This is a genomic window from Veillonella sp. VA141 (assembly GCF_003992175.1).
Classification (GTDB): Bacteria; Bacillota; Negativicutes; order Veillonellales; family Veillonellaceae; genus F0422.
Genome location: NZ_RQVM01000005.1, coordinates 129073 through 152232 on the forward strand (window position 1 = coordinate 129073; position 23160 = coordinate 152232).

The 23160-nt window shown below is 38.0% G+C and carries 16 protein-coding genes and 1 pseudogene; 15 read left to right on the plus strand and 2 right to left on the minus strand.

Annotated elements, in window-relative coordinates; genetic code table 11:
* The first annotated feature begins 153 nt into the window (after positions 1 to 153).
* From EO112_RS06650 to EO112_RS08380, 13 genes and pseudogenes are all read left to right on the plus strand, one after another.
* Positions 154 to 648, plus strand: a complete 495-nt coding sequence (locus EO112_RS06650) for a YajQ family cyclic di-GMP-binding protein (RefSeq protein WP_062402554.1) — start codon at positions 154 to 156, stop codon at positions 646 to 648.
* Positions 649 to 702: 54 nt separating this feature from the next.
* Entirely contained in the window at positions 703 to 1821 is a 1119-nt protein-coding gene (gene cbiD, locus EO112_RS06655) for a cobalt-precorrin-5B (C(1))-methyltransferase CbiD (protein ID WP_127163533.1), read from the plus strand.
* Positions 1797 to 2423 (plus strand): precorrin-6y C5,15-methyltransferase (decarboxylating) subunit CbiE, encoded by a 627-nt coding sequence (gene cbiE / locus EO112_RS06660; protein ID WP_127163535.1) that lies wholly within the window; start codon positions 1797 to 1799, stop codon positions 2421 to 2423. The genes cbiD and cbiE overlap by 25 nt, the downstream gene beginning before the upstream one ends.
* Positions 2420 to 3001 carry a precorrin-6Y C5,15-methyltransferase (decarboxylating) subunit CbiT gene (cbiT, locus tag EO112_RS06665; protein WP_126938775.1) on the plus strand — a complete coding sequence of 194 codons (582 nt, stop codon included), beginning with the start codon at positions 2420 to 2422 and terminating at the stop codon, positions 2999 to 3001. Before cbiE ends, cbiT begins: the two co-directional genes overlap by 4 nt.
* 1 nt (position 3002) lies before the next feature.
* On the plus strand, positions 3003 to 3761 hold the full coding sequence (gene cobM, locus EO112_RS06670) for a precorrin-4 C(11)-methyltransferase (protein WP_062402564.1): 759 nt from the start codon (positions 3003 to 3005) through the stop codon (positions 3759 to 3761).
* Complete coding sequence (locus tag EO112_RS06675) at positions 3761 to 4861, plus strand: cobalt-precorrin 5A hydrolase (RefSeq protein ID WP_240629356.1); 1101 nt, start codon at positions 3761 to 3763, stop codon at positions 4859 to 4861. The genes cobM and EO112_RS06675 overlap by 1 nt, the downstream gene beginning before the upstream one ends.
* Positions 4858 to 5547: a precorrin-3B C(17)-methyltransferase gene (gene cobJ / locus EO112_RS06680; protein WP_240629359.1), complete on the plus strand. Its 690-nt coding sequence runs from the start codon at positions 4858 to 4860 to the stop codon at positions 5545 to 5547. Before EO112_RS06675 ends, cobJ begins: the two co-directional genes overlap by 4 nt.
* Complete coding sequence (gene cobK / locus EO112_RS06685) at positions 5544 to 6320, plus strand: precorrin-6A reductase (RefSeq protein ID WP_062402572.1); 777 nt, start codon at positions 5544 to 5546, stop codon at positions 6318 to 6320. The genes cobJ and cobK overlap by 4 nt, the downstream gene beginning before the upstream one ends.
* Positions 6307 to 6972, plus strand: coding sequence for a precorrin-8X methylmutase (locus EO112_RS06690; protein WP_127163537.1), 666 nt, complete (start codon positions 6307 to 6309; stop codon positions 6970 to 6972). Before cobK ends, EO112_RS06690 begins: the two co-directional genes overlap by 14 nt.
* A 35-nt stretch (positions 6973 to 7007) precedes the next feature.
* Positions 7008 to 7970 (plus strand): FecCD family ABC transporter permease, encoded by a 963-nt coding sequence (locus EO112_RS06695; RefSeq protein WP_370106695.1) that lies wholly within the window; start codon positions 7008 to 7010, stop codon positions 7968 to 7970.
* Positions 7970 to 8743, plus strand: a complete 774-nt coding sequence (locus EO112_RS06700; protein ID WP_127163541.1) for an ABC transporter ATP-binding protein — start codon at positions 7970 to 7972, stop codon at positions 8741 to 8743. The genes EO112_RS06695 and EO112_RS06700 overlap by 1 nt, the downstream gene beginning before the upstream one ends.
* A gap of 221 nt (positions 8744 to 8964) precedes the next feature.
* Positions 8965 to 9201 (plus strand): annotated as a pseudogene (locus EO112_RS08375) (KilA-N domain-containing protein); the annotation flags it as partial.
* A gap of 165 nt (positions 9202 to 9366) precedes the next feature.
* Positions 9367 to 9636, plus strand: a complete 270-nt coding sequence (locus tag EO112_RS08380; RefSeq protein ID WP_240629357.1) for a hypothetical protein — start codon at positions 9367 to 9369, stop codon at positions 9634 to 9636.
* Between the two features lie 217 nt (positions 9637 to 9853).
* On the opposite strand, the gene EO112_RS06710 is transcribed toward EO112_RS08380, so the two are convergent.
* Positions 9854 to 10798, minus strand: coding sequence for an ABC transporter substrate-binding protein (locus EO112_RS06710; RefSeq protein WP_127163543.1), 945 nt, complete (start codon positions 10796 to 10798; stop codon positions 9854 to 9856).
* Positions 10799 to 10872: 74 nt separating this feature from the next.
* Positions 10873 to 11844 (minus strand): sirohydrochlorin cobaltochelatase, encoded by a 972-nt coding sequence (locus tag EO112_RS06715; protein ID WP_370106697.1) that lies wholly within the window; start codon positions 11842 to 11844, stop codon positions 10873 to 10875.
* A 340-nt stretch (positions 11845 to 12184) separates the two neighbouring features.
* Between EO112_RS06715 and EO112_RS06720 the strand changes: the two genes are divergently transcribed.
* Together EO112_RS06720 and EO112_RS06725 are read left to right on the plus strand one after the other, a co-directional pair.
* Positions 12185 to 17341 carry a TonB-dependent siderophore receptor gene (locus tag EO112_RS06720; protein ID WP_240629358.1) on the plus strand — a complete coding sequence of 1719 codons (5157 nt, stop codon included), beginning with the start codon at positions 12185 to 12187 and terminating at the stop codon, positions 17339 to 17341.
* A gap of 424 nt (positions 17342 to 17765) precedes the next feature.
* Entirely contained in the window at positions 17766 to 22976 is a 5211-nt protein-coding gene (locus tag EO112_RS06725; RefSeq protein ID WP_127163547.1) for a TonB-dependent siderophore receptor, read from the plus strand.
* The last annotated feature ends 184 nt before the right edge of the window (positions 22977 to 23160 follow it).

Sequence of the window (23160 nt, forward strand, 5' to 3'; positions counted from 1 at the left end):
ATGAATAGAGGAATCAAAGCTGTATTCATTAGGTATTTTTTTAACGTATACTACATTCCTAAAAGCTATAATAAAAGGTACTACAAAGGTAGAAAATATAAGGGAAGTAGGGTATAATTAAACTGTTCATGTAAATATGTATTGGAGGTTTATATGGCTAAAGATTGTTCATTTGATGTTGTATCCGAAGTGGATATGCAAGAAGTAGATAATGCAGTAAATCAAGCGAAGAAAGAAATCGGTACACGCTATGATTTCCGTAATAGCAAAGCAGATATAGAACATGATGGGGATACCATTAAAATTCATTGTGATGACGAGTACAAATTAGGAGCCATTATCGATGTCCTAAAAGGTAAAATGGTAAAACGTAATGTAGCCATTAAAAATTTAGAGTATGGTAAAATCGAACCAGCATCTGGTGGCACTGTACGTCAAGTTGTGACTATTAAGAATGGTATCTCTAAAGAGGTGGCTAAAGATGTTGTCAAATTAATTAAAAATATGAAATTAAAAGTGACGGCTCAAATTATGGAAGACCAAGTACGTGTAGCGGGAAAAGATAAAGATCAATTGCAAGCAGTGATTACTATGCTTCGTGAACAAGATTTACCTGTGGAATTACAATTTGTGAATTTCCGATCTTAATTAAATAAAGGAGCATCACCCAATGGATGCTCCTATTTTATCATGTGAGGGACTATGAACGTAGAAGATATGCGTGGTGGATACACCACTGGTTCCTGTGCAACAGCAGGGGTAAAAGCTGGACTCCTTGCTCTCATTGAAGAAGAAATTGTAGATCAAGTTTCTATACGAAATCCTCAAGATGCATTCATTACTGTGCCTATTGCGAAGGTAGAAGTAATATCGCCTACTGAGGCTATGGTAACCGTTGTGAAAGATGGTGGGGATGACCCAGATGTCACACATGGTACAGATATTGTGACCACGGTAACATTAAATCAATCGGGAAATATTACGTATGAAGCTGGATTTGGAGTGGGTATAGTGACCAAGCCGGGTCTAGCCTTACCTGTAGGAGAACCTGCTATCAATCCCGGGCCTAGAACGATGATTTTCTATGTGTTCGAAGAGCTCGTACCAAAGGGCATGGGCATTCATGTGAAAGTATCCGTACCAGCGGGGGAGACCTTAGCTAGAAAGACCTTGAATGGCACTCTTGGTATTGAAGGTGGTATTTCCATCATTGGTACAACAGGTATTGTAAAACCAATGAGTGAAGAAGGGTTCAAAAACTCCCTAGTGCCGCAATTGCGTGTCATGAAAGAAGCAGGCTATACAACGGCCATCCTGGTGCCGGGGCGTATTGGTCAAGAGATCGCAAAAGAACAACTAGGAATTTCTATCAATCAAATGGCAGAAACAAGTAATTTTATTGGTTTTATGTTAGAACAATGTGTCAAAATTGGATTTAAAAATATCCTTATCATTGGTCACATTGGCAAAATTATTAAATTAGCTAGCGGTAGCTTTCATACCCATAATCGTATGAGTGATGGACGTATGGAAACGATTGTAGCTTATGCGGCCTTAGAAGGGGCATCTAGAGAAGTTTGTGAAGAATTGATGGACTGTCGCACAACAGAGGCTGCCATGCCAATTATCGAACGAGAACACTTGGAGGGCATTTACCAGCGCGTAGCGGATCGAGCGTCTTTGCGCTCTATGCGTTATATTGCGCAAGATGCAAAGGTTGGCATTATCATATCTACCTTAGATGGCACTATACTAGCCATCGATGAGGTAGCGAAGAAAATAGGAGTAGAAGAATCATGGCACATACCTTGTATGTCGTAGGTATTGGCCCTGGGAACCCAGAGTATGTAGTACCTAGAGGATTACATCTAATCAAGCAGGCTAAAGTTCTGGTAGGAAGTGAGCGAGCATTAGAAGATTTTGCTCAGCCAGGTCAGGAAACCTTTCCTATTGCGAAACTAGCACCTATGGCAGAGTGGATGGGACAGCAACTACAATCCAATGACATTGTAGTCTTAGTCAGCGGTGATACAGGATATTATTCTTTATTGCCATACTTAAAAACTAAATTCCCTAACAATCCTATCGATGTGACGCCGGGTATTAGTTCCATGACATTTGCTTTTGCTAGACTTGGAGAAGTATGGCACAATGCAGATTTAATGAGCTTTCACGGTCGTCGACCAGAGGAAAAAGATTTGTATTATGCAGAAGGACGTAAATTAGGATTCTTAACAGATCCTGAACAAAATCCTGCCTATATTGCAAGATATTTAATCGAAGAGCATGGTTGGCCGAAGGATACAAAAGCGGCAGCCTGTGAACGATTGAGTTATGAAGATGAGCGTATTGAACGCGGTACATTAGAAGAATTACAGACATTGGAGGGCTTTGGCCACTCCGTAATGGTGGTATTAGGATGAGACATTTTTTTGGAATTGAAGACGAGGAATTTATTCGTGGCGATGTGCCGATGACGAAAAAAGAAATTCGCATGGTTGTCATGAATGAAGCTCGCATTGAAGAAGATAGCGTTGTCCTTGATGTAGGGGCCGGTACAGGTTCGATTTCTATCGAGGCCGCTTTAGGAGCTCCTAAAGGACATGTGTATGCGATTGAACGCTTTGAAAAAGCGACAGATTTAATTCGCCAAAATCAAGAAAAATTTGGCGTGAAAAACTTAACAATTATTGAGGCAAAAGCGCCAGAAGGTATGGAAGATTTACCAGAATTAGACGCTGTTATCATCGGTGGTAGCGCTGGTGGTATGGGGACGATTATGGACGAAGCCACACGGTTGTTAAAAGTGGGAGGTCGTCTTGTAGTAACCGCTGTGACTATGGAAACAGGATATACCATTTTAAAAGAACTAAAAGGTAGACCGTATACTTATGAAGGGTTTCAAATGCAAGTGAGCCGTTTTAGAAAGGCTGGCCCGTACCATTTGTTAAATCCATTGAGCCCTATTTTTATCGTAACTGCAGTAAAACAGGAGGCATAATATGGCACAAGTACATATCGTAGGCGCAGGTCCTGGCGATCCAGAGTTAATTACTCGTAAGGGATATCGATTAGTACAAGAAGCAGACGTAGTCATCTACGCAGGTTCCTTGGTGAATCCAGCAATTTTAGAAGCTTGTAAAGAAGGCTGTGAAATACATAATTCTGCGTCTATGAGCTTAGATGATGTATTAGCAGTCACAAAAGCTAGAGTGGCAGAAGGTAAAACGGTAGTGCGTTTACACACAGGTGACCCAGCTATCTATGGAGCGATCCAAGAGCAAATGGATGCTTTGAAAGAAATGGGGATCACTTATGATGTAACACCTGGGGTAAGCTCCTTCTTAGCAACAGCAGCAGCCTTGCAACAAGAGTACACATTGCCAAATGTAACCCAAACTGTGATCATCACTCGCATGGAAGGCAGAACGCCAATGCCAGAAAAAGAAAAATTATCTATGTTGGCTAGCCATGGCGCTACTATGTGCATTTTCTTATCTGTACAAATGATTGATAAAGTGGCAGCAGAATTAATTGAAGGTGGATACGATAAAACGACACCAGTGGCTATCGTTGTGAAAGCATCTTGGCCAGACCAACGCATCATTCGTGGTACTTTAGAAACGATTGCTGATGTGGTGGCAGAAGAAGGCGTTATCCGCCAAGCTATGATTGTAGTAAGCCGTGTACTGGATACAGATTATGAATTATCTAAACTCTATGACAAAGGCTTTGCTCATATGTATCGAGATGCTAAGTAATGAAGATTGCTATCGTATCTGTTACAAAACGTGGGGCTAAACTAGGCCAACAAGTACGCAGTGCCTATATACAGGAACATGTGGTGGACTGTTATGAAAAAGTAGAGCGCGAAAGTGGAGACACAGCCATATCCTTTTCTTCTTTGAAAATGCATATAGAACAGTTATGGAAAGACTATGACCGTATCTTATTCATTATGGCCACAGGCATTGTAGTGCGTATGATTGCACCTTTCATCAAGCATAAATCGGAAGATCCAGCTATCTTGGTGATAGATGAAGGTGGTCACTTTGTGATTAGCCTATTATCTGGACATCTAGGTGGTGCCAATGAATGGACTAGCGAAGTGGCAATGATTACTGGCGCTACGCCGGTGATTACGACAGCTACAGACGTAAATCAGTTGCCCGCACCAGATGTATTGGCTCGTAAGATAGGCGCCAAGGTAGAAGACTTCTCTATGCTTATCAAGGTGAATGCATCTATCGTCAATGGTGATGCTGTTAAATATTATTTGGATAGTACTTTAGCAGATGACTTTGAAAGGGCTGTACAAGCACATCAAGTGGACTATGTTCTCTTTCATCCAGAGGAAGCATTCCCATGGGGGGATGAGCCAAAGGTTGTCATTACAGATAGAACTATTGATTGTATAGGTGTTACACTGGTGCTACGACCACCGACTATGACGGTGGGCATCGGATGTCGCCGTGATACACCGAAAGAATTGATACTTTCAGCTGTAGCAGAATCATTGCAAAATGTAGGACGATCCCCATTAAGTGTTAAGGGAGCGGCCTCAGTTATCGTAAAAGCCGATGAAATAGGATTATTGGAAGCCATGGAAGAGCTCAAATGGCCTATTCAATTTTATACACAAGAAGAAATGGCCCCTTGTATTGAAGAGGCACAAATTATTGAATCAAATTTTGTTAAACAAACAATAGGAGTAGGAAACGTATGCGAAACGACAGCACTATTACTAGCGCAGGGGCAGGAGCTACTGCAACACAAAACAATATTTCCGAGAACAACCGTAGCCATTGCACAGGTACATTACAAGTCATCGGAATCGGACCTGGTAACCCAGAATTCATGACACCAGAAGCACGCGAAGCGATTCTACAAGCTGACCGTGTAGTAGGTTACATTACCTATTTAGATTTGATTAAAGACCTTGTAGCAGACAAAGTCACTGTAGGAACAGGCATGATGCAAGAAGTAGATCGTTGCCAACAAGCAGTGGATTTAGCTGTAGAAGGTTATAAAGTGGTGGTAGTATCCAGTGGTGACCCTGGTGTGTACGGTATGGCTGGACTTGTTATCGAATTGGCTAATAAAGTGGCAGAGGAAAAACGCCCTCCTGTACATATCGTACCAGGTTTAAGTGCTGTAAACATGGCAGCAGCTGTGTTAGGTGCTCCATTGATGCATGACTTTGCTGTTATTAGCTTGAGCGATTTGATGACACCATGGGACTTAATCAAAAAACGTGCAGCTCTATGTGCCGAAGGTGATATGGTTATCGCTTTATACAACCCACGCAGTAAAAAACGTGTCACACATTTAGATGAAGTACGTGAACTAGTATTGCAACATCGTGACCCTAAAACGCCAGTAGGCATTGTCCAAAAAGCAGGTCGTGTAGGTCAACATATTATTATTTCTGATTTAGAACATTTCCACAAAGAAGAAATCGATATGCAAACATTAGTTATCATTGGTAACAGCCAAACGTATGTGGAAAATGGTAAAATCATTACGCCGCGAGGATATAAACTGTGATTTGGGTCATAGCGGGTACGCTAGATGGCCGTAATTTGGCGGTAGCAGTACAAGAGCATACAGGATTACCTGTGTTGGTGTCTGTGGTTAGCCAATACGGGGCACAATTAGCATCCCATCCAGGCATTGAAGTCCATGAAGGACGCTTGAATTTAGAGGAGATGAAAGCTCTCATACAAAATAAAGGCATAACGATGCTCATTGATGCGAGCCATCCCTATGCGGCGATTGTGACCGCCACAGCTCGCGAAGCTGCCGCAGATATGGAAATTCCTTTCATTCGATTTGAACGGAAAGAAGTGCCATTGCCAGAGTATGATAAATTACATCATGTGAGCAATGAAGAAGAGGCAGCTACTTTAGCAGGTGAACTAGGTAAGGTGGTATATCTTACAACAGGTAGTAAGACGATGCATGTCTTTGCCAAGTCTGAAGCTTTACAAGATAAAGAAGTATGGACCCGTGTATTACCGACGGCGGAAGTGCTACAAATGATGGAAGATTTGGGAGTATCACCTAAATATACCATTGCTATGCAAGGACCATTTTCTTATGACATGAATAAGGTCATGTTCCAAGATACAAAAGCAGAAGTAGTAGTCATGAAAAACTCTGGCCTTGTAGGAGGTTCAGACACTAAGTTACAAGCTGCTATCGATTTAGATGTTCATGTCATTGTTATCGATCGCCCAACACCGGCGAAAGGAGCAGTGACGATTTCAACAGTAGAAGAATTTAAAACCCTATGGGAGGATTACGATGGATTACATTAAAAACCCTAAAGCAATTGAAGATAAAAGTATGGAAATTATCTATCCATATGTTAAAGATATGGAATTTACTGAGGACGAAATTCGTGTGGTATCTCGTACCATTCATGCATCTGGTGACGTAGAATATGCAAAATTATTCCGTACTAGTGAAGGTGCTGTAGCGGCAGGAATTGCAGCTGTTAACAATGGCGCTCATGTTTACACTGACGTAGAAATGGTGCGTACAGGTATTTCTAAACCAGCATTGAAACTTCATAACAGTGAAGCACATTGCTTAATTCGTGACGAAAAAGTGGCTGAAATGGCAAAAGAATTAGGCGTAACACGCTCTATTGCTGCGATGCGTACATTCGGTAAACAGTTAGAAGGCCAAATCGTGGCAATTGGTAATGCACCAACTGCTTTATACGAAGTATTGCGTCTTGCCTTAGAAGAAGGTATTCGTCCTGCTTTAATCATCGGGATTCCAGTAGGCTTCGTAGGTGCTGCAGAATCTAAAGATTATTTGGCAGAAGTATCTCCAGTTCCTTACATTACAATTCAAGGTAACAAAGGTGGTAGCTCCATTGCTGCATCCGTTGTTAACGCATTGTTCTACACAGATGTAAAACGTAACGACATGTTATTTGTTGAAGGAAAAGAAAAGAAATAATGAATAGAACGAGTCAAACACGCAATGCATGGCGTATGTTTCTCGTTCTAGTGTTTGGGGCAGCAGCGATTGCTGCCCTCATCTTATCATTAGTATTTGGGTCCGCCCAGACTACATTGGCTCAAATTTGGCATACATTGTGGTCTCCCACATTATCTGATACGAACTCACTAGTTATATGGAACATTCGCTTGCCGAGAAATATAGTCGCGGCCCTAGTAGGCTCGAATCTAGCTGTAGCAGGTGCTATCTTACAAGCAGTTATGAAAAATCCATTAGCAGATCCGCAAATTGTAGGGGTTTCCTCAGGCGCAGGATTAGCTGGTGTCATAGTATTAATTTTATTTCCTTACCTAGAATATGCGGTGCCATTTATTGCCTTTATTGGCGCTTTGACAGCGGCCATACTTGTGTATGCCTTAGCCTGGAAACAGGGTATACGTCCAAGTCGTATTATCTTGGCTGGGGTAGCCGTAGCAGCATTCCTAGGGTCCATGATATCTGCCCTTCTCGTATTCTATGGAGATCGTGTACAAGGGGCTCTATTATGGATGGTAGGCGGTCTTGCCGCTCGTAGTTGGCCACAAGTGTATGTCTTAATTCCATATACCATAGGGGGCTTGATATTTGCTTTCTTAGGGGCAAAACGATTGACCATACTCAGCTTAGGTGATGAAACAGCACGCAGTTTAGGCTTAGCTGTTGAAAAAACACGGTTTATGATGACTGCTGTGGCAGCATTATTAGCAGCCAGTGCCGTTTCAGTAGCGGGTTTAATTGGTTTCGTAGGATTGATTATTCCGCACATTGCACGCATGATGTTGGGCACAGATTATCGCTTCTTATTGCCAGGATCTGCCTTCTTAGGAGCTTTTGTTCTTGTCATAAGTGATACTGTAGGGCGCACTATATTTAGTCCTATTGAAATTCCAGTAGGCATTATTATGGCCTTCTTCGGGGCTCCATTCTTCTTGTATTTATTGAGGAGGGATGACTAATGAAACCAGTAATTTCTGTGAAAGATTGTCGTGTCTCCTTCGGTGAAAAAGAAGTCTTAAAAGGCATCGATTGGACTGTGTACGAAGGTGAAATCGCTACCTTAATCGGCCCTAATGGTTGTGGTAAAAGTACCTTATTACATGCTATTACTAGTGCTATTAAAAGTACGGGAACTATCCAAATTGCAGGGAAAGAAGCAAAGGTCTATTCTAATAAAGAATTAGCTAGATATATGGCATTCTTACCACAAGTACCATCTATCCCAAAAGATATGTTAGTAGAAGAACTCGTCAACTGTGGTCGATTCCCTTACCAATCTTGGTGGAAGCAACAAGGGTCTCATGATAAAGAAGTAGTAGATGCTGCTTTAGAGGCCACACAAGTGAGCCATTTGCGGAATCAGCTAGTATCTTCCTTGTCTGGTGGGGAACGGCAACGTGTATGGATTGCCATGGCATTAGCTCAAGAGCCGAAGGTATTGATTTTAGATGAACCAACCACATATTTAGATATTAATCATCAGTTGGAGATTATGGAGTTATTACAAGGCTTAAATCGCCGTGAAGGGTTAACAGTTGTAATGGTTCTTCATGAATTGAACCAGGCCGCACAATATTCCCATCGAGTCGGTGTACTCTATCAAGGTCATATCTTGGCCGATGGAACACCAAAAGATGTGATGACAGAAGAATTACTAGAAAAAGTATTTGCTGTTAGAACAGATGTAGAAGTAGGGGAGTTTCCTTATATACGCATACAGGGGTTATTGTAGTACTTGAGCAAAACTTAACAAGAGAGCTATCATTTTGTGTATCGGCATAGTCATAACCATGGCTATGTCGATTTTTTGTGATTTGGGAGATGTACTGATGGTGTTAGTATATAAATCAATAATTGTATGATACAATAACGTTACAAATTTAAACTCTTAAAATAAATAATCTATGTGTTGTTTAGAGTTATCTAATATTTAGATGATTGTAAAATTTAGGAATTTGGGAGAAGTTAAATAATCCAGAATTTAACCCCCTCGAATTCGAGGGGTTTTTAAAAGAAGCAGGTAGCAATGCCTTTACATTATCTCCACAGAAATGGGCAACGACTACAAATGCCAAAGGCTTATTTGTAAAAGTTGGTAGAGGTGGTGGTACGTTCGCACATAAAGATATTGCTTTTAAATTCGCTTCTTGGATCTCAGCTGAATTTGAACTTTATATCATTAAAGATTACCAAAGACTAAAAGAAGATGAAACTTCAAAATTATCACTCACTTGGAATTTACATCGTGAAATATCAAAAATAAACTATAAAATTCATACTGATGCTATTCAAATATATTTACTAAATGATTTAACGGACAGTCAGTTAGGTTATAAATATGCAAGTGAAGCAGATATGTTAAATGTTTCCTTATTTGATAAAACGGCTAAACAGTGGCGAGATGAAAATAAAAACTTTAAAGGTAATATGAGAGATTATGCAACCTTAAATGAATTATTAGTTTTAGCTAATATGGAAAGTTACAATGCAATCCTCATTGAGAAAGGTTTAGAACAAAAAGAAAGAATGATAGAACTAAGAAAGCTTGCAAGAAATCAAATGTTATCACTTGAAAAATTAAATAAGATAGAAATGAAAAGAATAGGAGATAAGTCAAAGAAGTAGAGATGTATATTGTGAGGTAAACATTAGAGATTTGCTTCTAGGGTCGATTCGCTCTTTGGAACATTGCTCATGAATCACTTTATAGATATGGCAGTGCAAGGATATGGTTGGATTGGTACTGCATGAAGAAATAACTGTTGAGAAGATAGAGTTGCAAATTAAAATGCATGCTATACAGTATATAGGTTACTATATACGTTAGCATGCATTTTATCGCTTATAATTGTACTTTCACACCATAGATAATATTAACTAATTCAGCCATAGCTTCTGGTGTTTCTAGTCCTGGATTCAATAAGAACCATTGGGCTGGTAAGAAAATAACTTTGTCATTTTTCACAGCTTGTAATTGATTCCAAGCTGGATTGCTAGTCATTTCTTTGGCAAAGGTTGCATTAATTTCATCTTTTTTACCCATGGTAACAACAAGGATTATGTCCGGGTTATCTACTGTTAATGTTTCTAAGGAATAAGGCACTGTTTTAGAAGTCACATTATCTTTCAAATGTTGTTCTACTACATTGGTGATGCCTAATTCACGAACCATAGATGCCGTGATTGCTAGTGGAGTTTCTGCTGTTACCGATTTACCAGTAGCTCGTAATACAGCAACTTTGACTGGTTTGTCTTTTGGAATCGAGGCTTTCACTGTATCGATTTTTTTATTGTAATCTTCGATGACAGATTTGGCCTTATCTTCTGTATGGAAAATATTGCCCAATAATGTTAATAGTGGAATGTTATCATTGATGCCATCGTAATTAATTAGAATAGATGGAATATTATTGCTATCTAGCTGCCCTTTAAATTTTTCATGTTGGCTAGGTAAACCCAATACTAAATCAGGATGTAATCCTACTAATTGTTCCATATTAGGATTGGCTGTATGGCCTATGCTTGGTAATGATTCAATTTCACTAGGTAATTTTTCATTACTTTCAACACGAGCGATGGCTTTGCCACCTACAGCATAGATCATTTTGGAAATAGAATTAGATAGCGCTACCACCTTGGATGGGTTAGTAGGAATTGTGTAGGACTGATCTTGGTAAGATACAGTACGAGTTGTTTCTGTTGTAGTAGGACCTGTTTTCGTACATCCACCTAGTAAAAGAGAAGTGGAGAGTAGAACAGCACTACAAATTTTTAAATATGTTTTCATGGGTCTTAACTTTCAAATAAGGGGATACGAATCGTATCCCCCTAAATTTTAATACTATACTATTGTGATTGCGATTATTTTACTAATGCATCATATGCTTCAGAAGCACGTTCAGCAAAGATATCACGGATTTGTTGGTTTTCACCAGCACCATGGATATAAGTATCTACAGTGAATCCTTCTTTCATAAGGATGCTTTTGTGTGAATCAGGTTCGTCACCAGCCATATCGTTATTTGCATGGTCACCAGCTACCATCATTAATGGCATTAATGTAACGTGTTTGATACCTTTTTCTTTTAATTGAGGGATTACTGTTTCAAGGTTTGGCCATCCTTCAACTGTGTAAAGGTATGTATTTTGGAATCCCATGGAATCGATACGATCTTGGATTACTGCATAGTACGCATTAGATGGATCTGGAGTACCATGAGCCATGATCAATACAGCAGAATCTTTTGTTTGGATCATAGGGAATTGGGAAGAGTATGCTTTTAATGCTTGTTCAATATCATCGCGTTGTTCTTCTTGTCCCATCCAGTACATTAAAGGTAAACCTAATGTCATTTTTTTGAAATCTTGTTTATGATGGTTGAATACAGCGCCAGCATAGTTATATTCCATACCTGGAATCATATTTAATGTTGTTAAAGCAACACGAGTGTATCCATCAGCTTTTAATTGGTCTAATGCTTCTTCTGGAGTAGGGTATGTAATACCTTCATGGGCTTTAATGCGATCAATAATTATATGGGATGTGAAAGCAGTGACTACTTTAACATTTGGATGTTGTGCTTTGATTTCATTGATTGTTGCATCAATTGTTTTTGCACGAGTATCTTTGAAAGTAGTGCCAAAGGACATAACTACGATAGCATCTTTATTCATTGCGTTTTTCATCATTGGATTTTCATATGTACGAACACCAATGGAAGCAGCTTCTTGTAATGCTGGAGTTGCATCTTTTACTTCAGAGTTTAACATGTACGCCGCATCAGTAGATTGAGAAACGCCGAAAGCTGCAGTTACGGCTAATGCTGCAACCATAGCGCTTTTAGAAAAGAACTTCATAATAATTCTCCTTACCTAAAACTAGAATATACCCAAAAGCATGAATACTTATTTTCCCTATTCATACTTACTATTATTATAATCTCAACTGTGATAAGTGTCAATGAAATATAAATATATAATCATGAAAGTTAGATATGATCTAAGTATATATCATGAACTTATAGTTTAAAATATAAATATAATTTTACAATTCGTGAATCAAATGGAGCATTTGAAATCCATATGGAGTAGATGTGATAATTGATTAGGTCTATAATACAAATGATTAATATTATCAAATTTATTTGTATTTATAGGAAGATGGTGGAATGCTATGCATTATTCTAAGCCGTATCAGAAACGTTTACTTACTGGTGCAGTCATGAGTTGGATGGCTTGTTCTTGGTATCTACTTGGTGGATTAGCACCTGTACAGGCAGAAGGATCTGTGTTTGTTACAGCAGACCGTGCACAAGAAGAAGCAAAATATAACTCTCAACAAGTGCAAATCATTACTAAAAAAGATATTGAACAAAAACAGGCTAAATCTGTGGAAGATATTGTATTTACACAAGCTGGTGTGAGTCGTACAGTGGACAGCATGGGTCGTGTCGGTGTATCGATTCGTGGTGCTGAACCTCGTCATACATTAATTCTTGTAGATGGGCAGCCAGTGATGGGTGAATTTGCAAAATACCAAGGTCAAGGTGATGAATTACAACGACTAGGTACAGAAAATGTAGAACGTATAGAAATTATCCAAGGCGCTGCGAGTGCAAAATATGGATCCGATGCTATTGGTGGTGTTATCAATGTAATTACGAATAAACCAAATAAAAATGCGAATATCCGTATCAATGGTGAAAGCATTCGTTCCCGTGGCGATCAAGGTTTGTTCCCATATAGTAACTTCTTTATGCGTGCTGACTCTGGTCAACAAGGTAAATTACGTGTCAATATTCATGGTAGTAAACGTGATATCGTTCCTGTATATGCTGCAAAAGAAAGAAAAGAAGTTCCATTTGGTAACGCTACTGTCAATGAACAATTTCCTAAAAACTCCCTAAGATATTATGGGACAAACTCCAATTTAGGATTGTCTGCAATTTATGATGTGAATCAAAATAATTCGTTTACCTTTACAACAGACCGTTATAACGAAGATTTAGAACGTTTTGTAAAACGTACAAACTCCGAAGATGAACCACAAGTTCATTACAAACGTGATTTAGATAGAAATAAAAGTAACCTTTCCTATGCAGGACAAGATGAAAAAAGCAATTGGAAGGTTGAATTAAACTATACTCGTACAAAAGAAGATGATGTAACCTTAACAAGTGAGTATGGTCGTAGTAATTATGAAGGTAAAAACACATTGAACTATGTGGACAATGTGGACCATAAACAATGGAGCTTTAATATCACTGGAGACACACAGGCTAATGATAATCACTTACTTTCTTATGGTTTTGGATATACTACTGAAAGTGGCGAAGGTAGCCGTCTAAAAAGTGCACCTCATACATGGGTTAGAAACATTGATCCATGGGACTATGATAAAAGTTTAGCTGTAAAACATGGTAAACCAGAGAGTACAATCTATCGTCATTCTTTCAAAGAAAATGAAGAAGGCGTATTACGTTGGGATAAAGAAAAAGAGTGGTATGGTTATGATCATACAGATAAAACAAGTATACCAGAATTTACCTATGAAGATTTCAAAAACTATCTTGACCCAGAAGCAGGATTAGATCCAGCTGCATTCCATGGACTTGTGTATAACTCTGGATATACACCAAACAATATGGAATCCCGTAACCCAGAAGCATTGAAACGATTCAAGGCATTTAATGATAAATTAAATGAAATTCCGTACAATAAAGAACTGATTGCTAAATATGGACCAGGTCATCAAGGTACTGAAACCATTGATGGGGTCAAACCACCTGTAATAAATAAAGATTATTTAGCTTTATTCTATTACATGGAAGATCCGTCTTTCAAAATTGTACGACCTCAATTTAATGGCGGTCATTTCAAAGATGAATACAATAAACGCATTAACCAACAAACCATGGGTAGTGCAAGATTACGGAAACAGCACTTCTTCTTGCAAGACACATGGCAAATCAACAAAGATACTTTGTTACAACCAATTGTACGTTTAGATCATAGTGATTTATTTGGGTCTCATATGACTTTCAATATGGGTGTTACACACAATGTCAATGGGAATGCACATCGTCGGTTGAAAGCCAATGTTGGTACTAGTTATACAGAGCCAGGTATGGGTGAATTATACTATAACTGGGAAATGTTTGGACCTACGGTAACGAATGTGGCTCCATTGTCTGGTGGACGTGCTCGTTTAGGTTGGTATTGGATTGGCAACCCAACATTAAAACCTGAAAAGTCGAAAAATATAGATATTTCCTTTGAAGGAGAAAATAAAAATACCTATATGAAATTGACGGCTTTCCGCAATCAAATTCGCAACTATATGACCATTGCTAATACTGGACATTTAATGGATTTCTATCCATATTTAGATGAAAGTACTTATTTTGGTGCTACAAAATATGCGCATGCACCAGATATGCTTTATACATTCCGCAATATCGGAAAAGCTCGTGTCAATGGTGTTGAGTTGGAAGTCAAACAACGGTTGAATGACCATGCGAAATTGAAAGTAGGTTATACATATTTAGATGCAGTAAATAAAACAAATCCAGATATGCCGAAACGATTGTTGGATAAACCAATGCATAAACTCGATTTAGGATTGGAATTAGAAGATAAAGTAAGTGGCTGGAGTGGCAATATTTGGACTGATTACTACTATGGTATGTTAGATAGCAACTCTGTTGCTGGTGGTGGTAACTATATTACATCACAGGTAAATCCAGAAAATAACGATAAGTCTATTATCACGTACGAGTTCAATACGAAAAAAACAGCGGATATGTACAAGAAGAAAACCTATGGTATTTGGAATATGATTGTACAGAAAAAAATCGATAAAGACTCTCTTGTATACTTTGGCATGAACAATGTATTCAACCATCGTGATGATGATCGTGCTCTACAAGGACGTCAGTTCCGATTTGGTATGAACTTAAAATTTGGTTCCGATGGTTCTAGTACTTCTAAACATACTGATGCGAAGGCTGTAGCAATGAATGGAACAACTCCAATCACAGAACATGGTGCATCTAAAGCTCAAGAAGCTCTAACGCCGTCAGTATTAGAATCTCAATTTGACCAAAATCGAGAAAAAGGGGCTACTGTAGTGGGAGATATCCGCTTTGGTGGTGACAGTCACTTAGGCAGTGATAGACCAGCAAACCGTGTGACAGCAGTAAGTTCAATTAGTGATGGAGCATTGAAAAACTTACAAGATAAAAATGAACATGGCTTCCATAGTCGCTTACGCTTAGGTGTTGATGCTCGTGTGGGCGATCATACGAATGTAAAAGTAGTAGCTACAGCACAAGGTCAAGAAGGCGTCGATGCATCGCATGTCACAACAGGGTCTAAAGGACTTTCTCATAGCCGTTTAGAAACAATAGATGTCACAAACCATCATGCTAAATGGGATTTCAGTGTCGGTCGATTGACTGAGAAATTTGGTATGACCGGCTATTGGTTTAATAAGGAATTTGATGGACTACGCAGTGTTTGGACTAGCGATAAAGATCAAGTGCGTATTGGTTATGGTGATTTCCGTCATAGTACAGGTATTGAAGATTCTGCATACACCCATGCAATTTTCACTAAATTCAAACGTCCTCCAACTGTGGATGAATTCGTAGGAACAACTTTTGATTACACGGGTCTTTCTGAAGAAGAGAAAAAATTAGTAGGTGGTGCAAAAATTGAAAAAGTTGTGAAAGATGCGCCGAATACGATTAATTTCTATCAACAGTTAAAAGCCTTACAAGGAGATTACAAATCCTTAAGTGAGAAAAAAGTAACATTTGCTAGCGATATTGTTGCGTTGAAGGATGAAATGGATAATGAATACATTGCCGACACACCTGAAAAGAAAGAGCAGTATCGTAAAGATATTGAAGCTAAAACGAAAGAACTTGAAGAAGTAACTGCTAAACTAGATGCCAATATCGATGCCCAATATGATGTAGTAGCACGTATGCAAGAGATTGTCCTTAAAGCATATGGACATGATAAAGGCTTTAAGAAATATAATGTAGCTAAAAAGGCGGATGAAGAAATTACGGTTCCGATTAAGTTGCCAGAAATAACTTATAGACTAACTGGTAAAGAAAAAAGCTATAAGTATGATGATGATGGAGAACTAGTATATGGACCAGATGATCAACCTGTAGTGGATGGGCCAGATAAGGAAAGTTCCTTTACTAAAGCAATCAGTCCGAGTGGTGCAAACTTAGATAACCCTATCTTTAAATTAAAATTAACTGATATGAAGGTTTTGGGAAATAATAAAAAAGAATTTTTAAAAGAATGGTTTAAAGCGAATAAAGAATCCATCCTAAAAGGTTATCAAGAGCAAGCAGAAGCGATTGCTAAAAACTCATTTAATGCAGGGGTAGTAAAAGTTGAGGCAGAGAGTAGCTTGTTAGATAACATAGGCGATAAACTTTATGAAATGAATTACCTTGCTATCGGTACTCCTGGTGAATCATCTATTGCTAAAACATATCAATCTGACATGTATCCATATCTTGTAGCGCAATATTTCAATGAAATTGTAAGTGCTTTAGAAGCAACAGATGGACATAGTAAATTACCACGAGAAGCTTTCACTCCATACACTGGCGCTATCATTCCAGCGGAAGGTATCGTACTACAACGTGATGTAATTCCACCGATTAAACGAGCAGGATACGTACAATTACGCCATATGGTAGGTAAACAATTAGGCCTTACTGCGTGGTACTTGCGTTCTATGGGCAATGATACAAACACAGTACAATTTGCTAGTGGCTTAGGTACATCAAGTACAACTTTCAAAGGTGTGGCTAATGTAGTAGGTATTGGGGCAAAATATAGTACAGGTAATGCATCTGTATCCTTTGACTACGGTCAAAACAGAACTGACTTTGGTCGATTTATGAATGGACGCACCGTGTATAACTATGTTCCAGGTAGTATTAACTTTACACCAACTGGTCGTACAATGGGTGGAAATCCAAGCTTCTGGGTAGTACGTTTTGATATTGGTCAATCTGACTATAAACGTGCAGGTAGTTGGAATGGTTTTATCGATTATAAACGATTTGATCATGGCTCATTCTTTGGTGGTAATGGCAGTGGTTCTGTGCCAGATCGCTACCTAGATGGCATTAGTAGCTTTACCGTAGGTGGCGGTTACGTGCCTCGTAAGGATTTCTTACTAGAAGCATTCTACACATTTGATGCAAAAGCGACTGGACAACGTGATACATTGTATGGTGGAGAAAACTTTAAACTAGGAAATTATACAAGAATTCAAGGAACATATAAATTCTAATATTATCTTATTCAATACATCCATGATGTAATGTAAATGATTATTTTTGATGCCTAATGAGTGCGTATCTAGTACTCATTAGGCATTTTATGTATTGACACTCATGTGATTTTAAAATAGAAAGGACTATAATACTCTTTAATGGATCAACTTATAAGAGTATGTAATGGTTATACGTATATAGGTAGACTTATATGTACCCTTTGTTGAGCGATAGAAATATATGCTAATAAACCTAATTTATATACGTAGCTCATTATAAAAATGAGAAATATTTACAAAAAACATAACTAAATGGGCTAATTGAAAACGTTTCGGAGTGGATTTGATAGATAAATTAGTATAAAATAAAAGCAAAATGATATTTTTTGTCATTTGTGTTATTATTTGTGTTAATTTTTTTTGTATGTAGGAGTAGATTGCAATGACGACAAATCGTAGAAAGCAACAAAAATACTTCATGCTATCATGTGCGATTGCTACATGGATAGCGCTACCAGGTTTAATGTATTCTAATTCAGTACAAGCTGAGGGGGCTGTATATGTTACCGCTGATAGAGCTCATGAAGAGGCTAAATATAACTCACAACAAGTGAGCATTATTACTAAAAAGGATATTGAACAAAAACAAGCTAAATCAGTAGAAGATATCATTTTCACTGAAAGTGGTGTATCTCGTACTGTAGATTCTATGGGTCGTGTAGGCGTGTCCATTCGTGGTGCAGAAGCACGCCATACTTTGATTTTAGTAGATGGTCAAGCCGTACTAGGCGACTTGGCTAAATTTAGTGGCGCAGCAGATGAAGTTATGCGCTTAGGCACAGAGAACGTAGAACGTATTGAAATCGTACAAGGTTCTGCTAGCGCTAAATATGGTTCTGATGCTATTGGTGGTGTTGTTAATATCATCACTAAAAAAGCGGCTAAAAAACCAACTATCCAAATCAATGGAGAAGGATCTCGTGCAAAAGGTGGAGAAACTGGTTATGGTAATTCCAACTTCTTCTTGCGAGCTGACTCTGGACAAATGGGTAAGGTTCGTGTAGCTATTTCTGGTAGTAAACGTGATATTTTACCAGTATATGCTACAAAAGAAAGAAGAGATACTGGTGATAAACTAGAAGGCGACTTCAAACCTAATGCACTTCGTTTCTACGGTGATACTTCTGATATCGGCTTTAATGGTATTTATGATATCAATAAAGATCACAACATTCAGGTACGTTTAAATCGTTATACAGAAGACTTACAACGAGATGTTAAAAATAGTACCTCACCAATGGAGCCTCAACGTCATTTTAAACGTGATAGTAACCGTAACACATTGAACATGATTTGGAATGGTCGTGGTGGTGCCAGCGATTGGAAATTAGAATTAAATCATTCTCGTATCAATGAAAATGATGTTTCTTTAATTAACTATATTGGTCGTTCCCAATATGAAGGTAAAAACGAATTACGTTATATTGATGATGTAGACCATCGTCAAACAGATATCCGTTTCAATGCAAACTCTGCAATTGGGGATAAACACACTTTAAGCTGGGGTATTGCACAAACTAAAGAAACAGGTTCTGGTAGTCGACTAAAAAGTTCTCCTAATGTGAAAACTCGCTATATTGATCCATGGGATTATGATAAAAATTTATTAGTAGCAGGCGTGGATCGTTTAGAACGTCGACCTGGTGACAATAGCTTGCGTATTTATTCTCATATCCATGATTACAAATTTAAACCAAGTAAAGATGGTTTACCAATCTGGGATAAAGATTATGAATACTATGGCGCAGAAAAAGAAAGCGATATTCCACCGATTACCTATGAATATTTGCGGGAGCACAAGTTAGATGGTAATGGATCTACAGATCCATCTTCTTATTATAATAATTTATCCGACTTTGGTGTAGATGATGCGCATTGGAAGAAAATTGTCGAATTCAATGATGCTCTCAAAAAAGAAAATAACTTGAATGCATCTTCTGTATATGTTAAATATTTTACACAAGGAGAATCCTTAGATCCAGCAGAACGTGCGAAAGCCCCAAAATATAAAGGTGTCAAATTCTTAGAAAAATATCGTGAACGTGAACAACGTATCACGGAAGGTGAAGGCAGTGTTAAAAAAAATAATTATTACTTATCTGATGCATGGCAAGTGAACAAAGATTTATTAGTTCAACCAACGCTTCGTATCGATAAGAGTAGTTTATTTGGTTCCCATGTATCTTGGAATTTTGGTGCTACCTATAATGTAAACTCTAATGCTCATCGTCGTTTGAAAGCGAATATTGGTACTGGTTATTCTGAACCTGGCATGGGTGAATTATGGTATAACTGGCAAATGTTCGCATCCAATCCAGTAGCACAAGGTGTAGCAAAAATGGGATGGTATTGGGCAGGTAATCCAAACCTAAAACCTGAAACATCTAAAAATATCGACATTAGTTTTGAAGGGGAAGGTAAAAATGATTACGCTCGCATTGGCGTTTTCCAAAACCGTATTCGTAACTATATGTCCGTATACTTTACAGGAGAATTACAAGACTGGGCACCACAATTATCAAAACAAGATAAATGGATGCAAGCACCAGATTTAATTTATAGTTTTAAAAATATTGGTAAAGCAAAAATTACAGGTGTGCAGTTAGAATGGAAACATAAATTTGGTTCTAAATGGAGTACACGTTTTGGCTGGACTCGTTTGCAAGCGTTGAATCAATCTGATCCTACAATGCCGGCCCATTTATTAGACCGTCCAACTAACAAAATCGATTTCGGTATTACTTATGAAACTAAGAAGTGGAATGCACAACTGTGGGCAGACTATTATCATAAAATGCTTGATAGTAATACACAAAAAAATCGTTCCAACTACTGGATTAGTGGTATTGATTCCGATAGTGCCATCTATAATGTATCTAATGACTACGAAGAGAAATCATTCGGTACATGGAATGCCATGGTACAACGTAAGTTTGGTAATGATTCCTTAGTGTATTTCGGGGTTAATAATATCTTTGATCATCGTGATGATGATAGAGCAACACAATCTCGCGTATATCGTTTTGGTGTAAATCTTAAATTCGGCGCAGGTGGAGATAGTAAAGCTCAAGATGCGAAGATGCAAAATCCTGCATCAACAAATGGTATAAATGGTACAACTCCTATTACAAAAGTTCATGCAGATAAAGCTATAGCTACTGTGAATGGCGATGATATGGGACGTGAGCATCAATTCTTAGAAAGACCATTTGATGCTAAAAAAGAAAAAGGTACTGAATTTATTGGTGATTATCGTACACGTTTAATGGCGCACGGAGGTTCTGAACGTCCACAATCCTTGTACACAAGTACATCCTATGTAGGTAATGCAGAATATAATCTAAAAGATCAAAAAGAACATGGATTAGAACAACGTATCCGTTTTGGTGTAGATGCAAGAATTAATGACAATACAAATGTAAAAATTCTTGCTAGTGCTAGTGGAACTCATTCCATTGATACAGCTAATACGACAATTAATTCTAAAGGATTAAATAAACAACGATTAGAAAACTTAGATGTTACACATTCTGGTGGACATTGGGATTTCTCTGTTGGTCGCTTATCTGAATCCATGGGTGCTACTGGATATTGGTTTAATAAAACATTTGATGGAGTTCGTGCTGTATGGACGGACCAAAGAAGTCAATTCCGCACAGGTATTGGTTCCTTTAAAGCAAGTACGGGTATTACAGACTCCGCCTATAACCATAGTACGTACTCTACATATTTTAGAGCTCCAACATTAGAAGAGTTTATCGGATTAAATCATTTATATGCATATGACAATGATAAAGCAATGTTAGCCGATAAATGGGGTATTGTACCTGAAGTAGATGGTAAAAAAGTACCTGGTGAAGGATCACCAATGGACACATACCTCAAAGAATTTAAAGGTAAAAATGAAAATCTATATTTTGTAGAGCAATTGGCAAACGTAGATGCATCTATGCCGAATGCAACGGATGCAGAAAAAGATGCAAAAAAAGTTGAAATCATCCAACGTATGGCTAAGATTCTAAATCAAGCGTATCCAGAACTTTTAAAAGGTAAATCCATGGGTTACAGAATGGAAAAAGATCCTGAAACCATGAAAGTTTTATATGAAGTAGAAGACGCTAATCATAATACAGCTTTATTAGAAGTAAATATGAACAATTATACTCCTAATATTACGTATAGTGAAGATAAAATTCGTCCTAATGATTCTGATGCTGAAAAACAATTCAAAACAGAAAAAAATAAAGTCTTATATGAATTAAAAGTTGCAGAAAAAGAAGCGTTAAATAAAAAAATGGCATCTCCATTGGCTGATCCGACGATTTTAACACCAGACTATATTGATGCACATAAAGCACAGTTAGAAGAGGGCTATTTAGCAGCAGCTGAATTATTAGCTAAAACTAACTGGAATGAAATCTATGTATATGACAGAGATAATAACAACTCTGCTATGAAAAATATGGATATTTTTAGTATGGAAAATGGGTATTACAAGAAGATTTACTCATGGAAACCAGAAGCTGCCAAATACTCTAATCCAGTAAAAGATTACAAATTTAAACGTGTAGTAAAAGTGTTCAAAAAAGGCGAATCTGAGTGGCCTAAAGGTGATAAAATTCTTGACTATAATGTAGTAGAAGAATTAAAAGGTGGTAACTTTAAATCCGATAAGAGTGAATATGGTGAGACTACATTACCAGCTATCGCGAAAGAATACTTAAAAGAATTGCTATCTGCAGTTAAAGATTCTGAACAAGGTAATACATTACCTCGTGCTGCCTTAGAAAAAGTAGTGGGCAAACCAATAAAAGTAACTGGTTTGAAATTGGAACGTGATGTAATTCCAGCCATTGATAAGGCATTATTTGCTCAGTATAAAACGCAAATCAATCCACGATTAGGTATTCAAGCATGGTTCTTACGTTCCTTGAACAATAATGAACACACAATGCAAGCCGGTCATGCGAAAACTAAGATGGAAACGCATACTGGAATCACTGGTTACACGACTGGTTGGTATGCAGAGCCAATTTATGGCGATGTAACATCTGAAGTTCCAGACTTTACTAATGATACATACACAAGCAAACGATTGGCTAATATCTTTGCCATCGGTGCACAATATCAAGTCGGTGATAATGCTCTTATCTCCTTAGATTATGGTTTCAACCGCAGTGACTTTGGTCGTTACATGAACGGTCATACCAACTTCGATCATATTCGTGGTACTGCAGACTTTACGGTAAAAGGTCACTCCATGGGTGGTACACCACACTTCTGGACAGCTCGTCTTGATCTTGGACAATCTGATTTCACAAGACCTGGTAGCTGGAATGCATTTATGGATTACAAATACTTCGCTCACGGTTCCTTCTTCGGTGGCAATGGTACAGGCGCTGTACCAGATCGTTACTTAGATGGTATCCGTAGCTTTACATTGGGTGGTGGCTATGTTCCTCGCAAAGATTTCTTGGTAGAAGCGTTCTACACATTCGATGCAAAAGGTATTGGACAACGTGATACTTTATACGGCGGAGAAAACTTTAAATTAGGTAACTACACTCGTATCCAAGGTACTTACAAATTCTAATTAACAACAACATAGTATTTTGCTTAAATTACATGCAATGATAGCTAAGTGTATATATTATAACAGTTATTTATTGAATAAAGAGTGAAATACCTATAGGAAAAGCTATAACTTATTTGAGGTATATACTCAATTAGTTATAGCTTTTCTATATGTTATAAAGCTAGTCTATCTTACTTATTCA

Coding starts and splice junctions, on each gene's coding strand:
- cbiD (WP_127163533.1), top strand. CDS start 703: ATGAACGTAGAAGATATGCGTGGTGGATACACCACTGGTTCCTGTGCA.
- EO112_RS06650 (WP_062402554.1), top strand. CDS start 154: ATGGCTAAAGATTGTTCATTTGATGTTGTATCCGAAGTGGATATGCAA.
- EO112_RS06715 (WP_370106697.1), bottom strand. CDS start 11,844: ATGGTTGCAGCATTAGCCGTAACTGCAGCTTTCGGCGTTTCTCAATCT.
- EO112_RS06700 (WP_127163541.1), top strand. CDS start 7,970: ATGAAACCAGTAATTTCTGTGAAAGATTGTCGTGTCTCCTTCGGTGAA.
- EO112_RS06725 (WP_127163547.1), top strand. CDS start 17,766: ATGACGACAAATCGTAGAAAGCAACAAAAATACTTCATGCTATCATGT.
- EO112_RS08380 (WP_240629357.1), top strand. CDS start 9,367: ATGTTAAATGTTTCCTTATTTGATAAAACGGCTAAACAGTGGCGAGAT.
- cbiE (WP_127163535.1), top strand. CDS start 1,797: ATGGCACATACCTTGTATGTCGTAGGTATTGGCCCTGGGAACCCAGAG.
- cbiT (WP_126938775.1), top strand. CDS start 2,420: ATGAGACATTTTTTTGGAATTGAAGACGAGGAATTTATTCGTGGCGAT.
- EO112_RS06690 (WP_127163537.1), top strand. CDS start 6,307: ATGGATTACATTAAAAACCCTAAAGCAATTGAAGATAAAAGTATGGAA.
- EO112_RS06675 (WP_240629356.1), top strand. CDS start 3,761: ATGAAGATTGCTATCGTATCTGTTACAAAACGTGGGGCTAAACTAGGC.
- cobJ (WP_240629359.1), top strand. CDS start 4,858: ATGACACCAGAAGCACGCGAAGCGATTCTACAAGCTGACCGTGTAGTA.
- cobM (WP_062402564.1), top strand. CDS start 3,003: ATGGCACAAGTACATATCGTAGGCGCAGGTCCTGGCGATCCAGAGTTA.
- EO112_RS06695 (WP_370106695.1), top strand. CDS start 7,008: ATGTTTCTCGTTCTAGTGTTTGGGGCAGCAGCGATTGCTGCCCTCATC.
- EO112_RS06710 (WP_127163543.1), bottom strand. CDS start 10,798: ATGAAAACATATTTAAAAATTTGTAGTGCTGTTCTACTCTCCACTTCT.
- EO112_RS06720 (WP_240629358.1), top strand. CDS start 12,185: ATGCATTATTCTAAGCCGTATCAGAAACGTTTACTTACTGGTGCAGTC.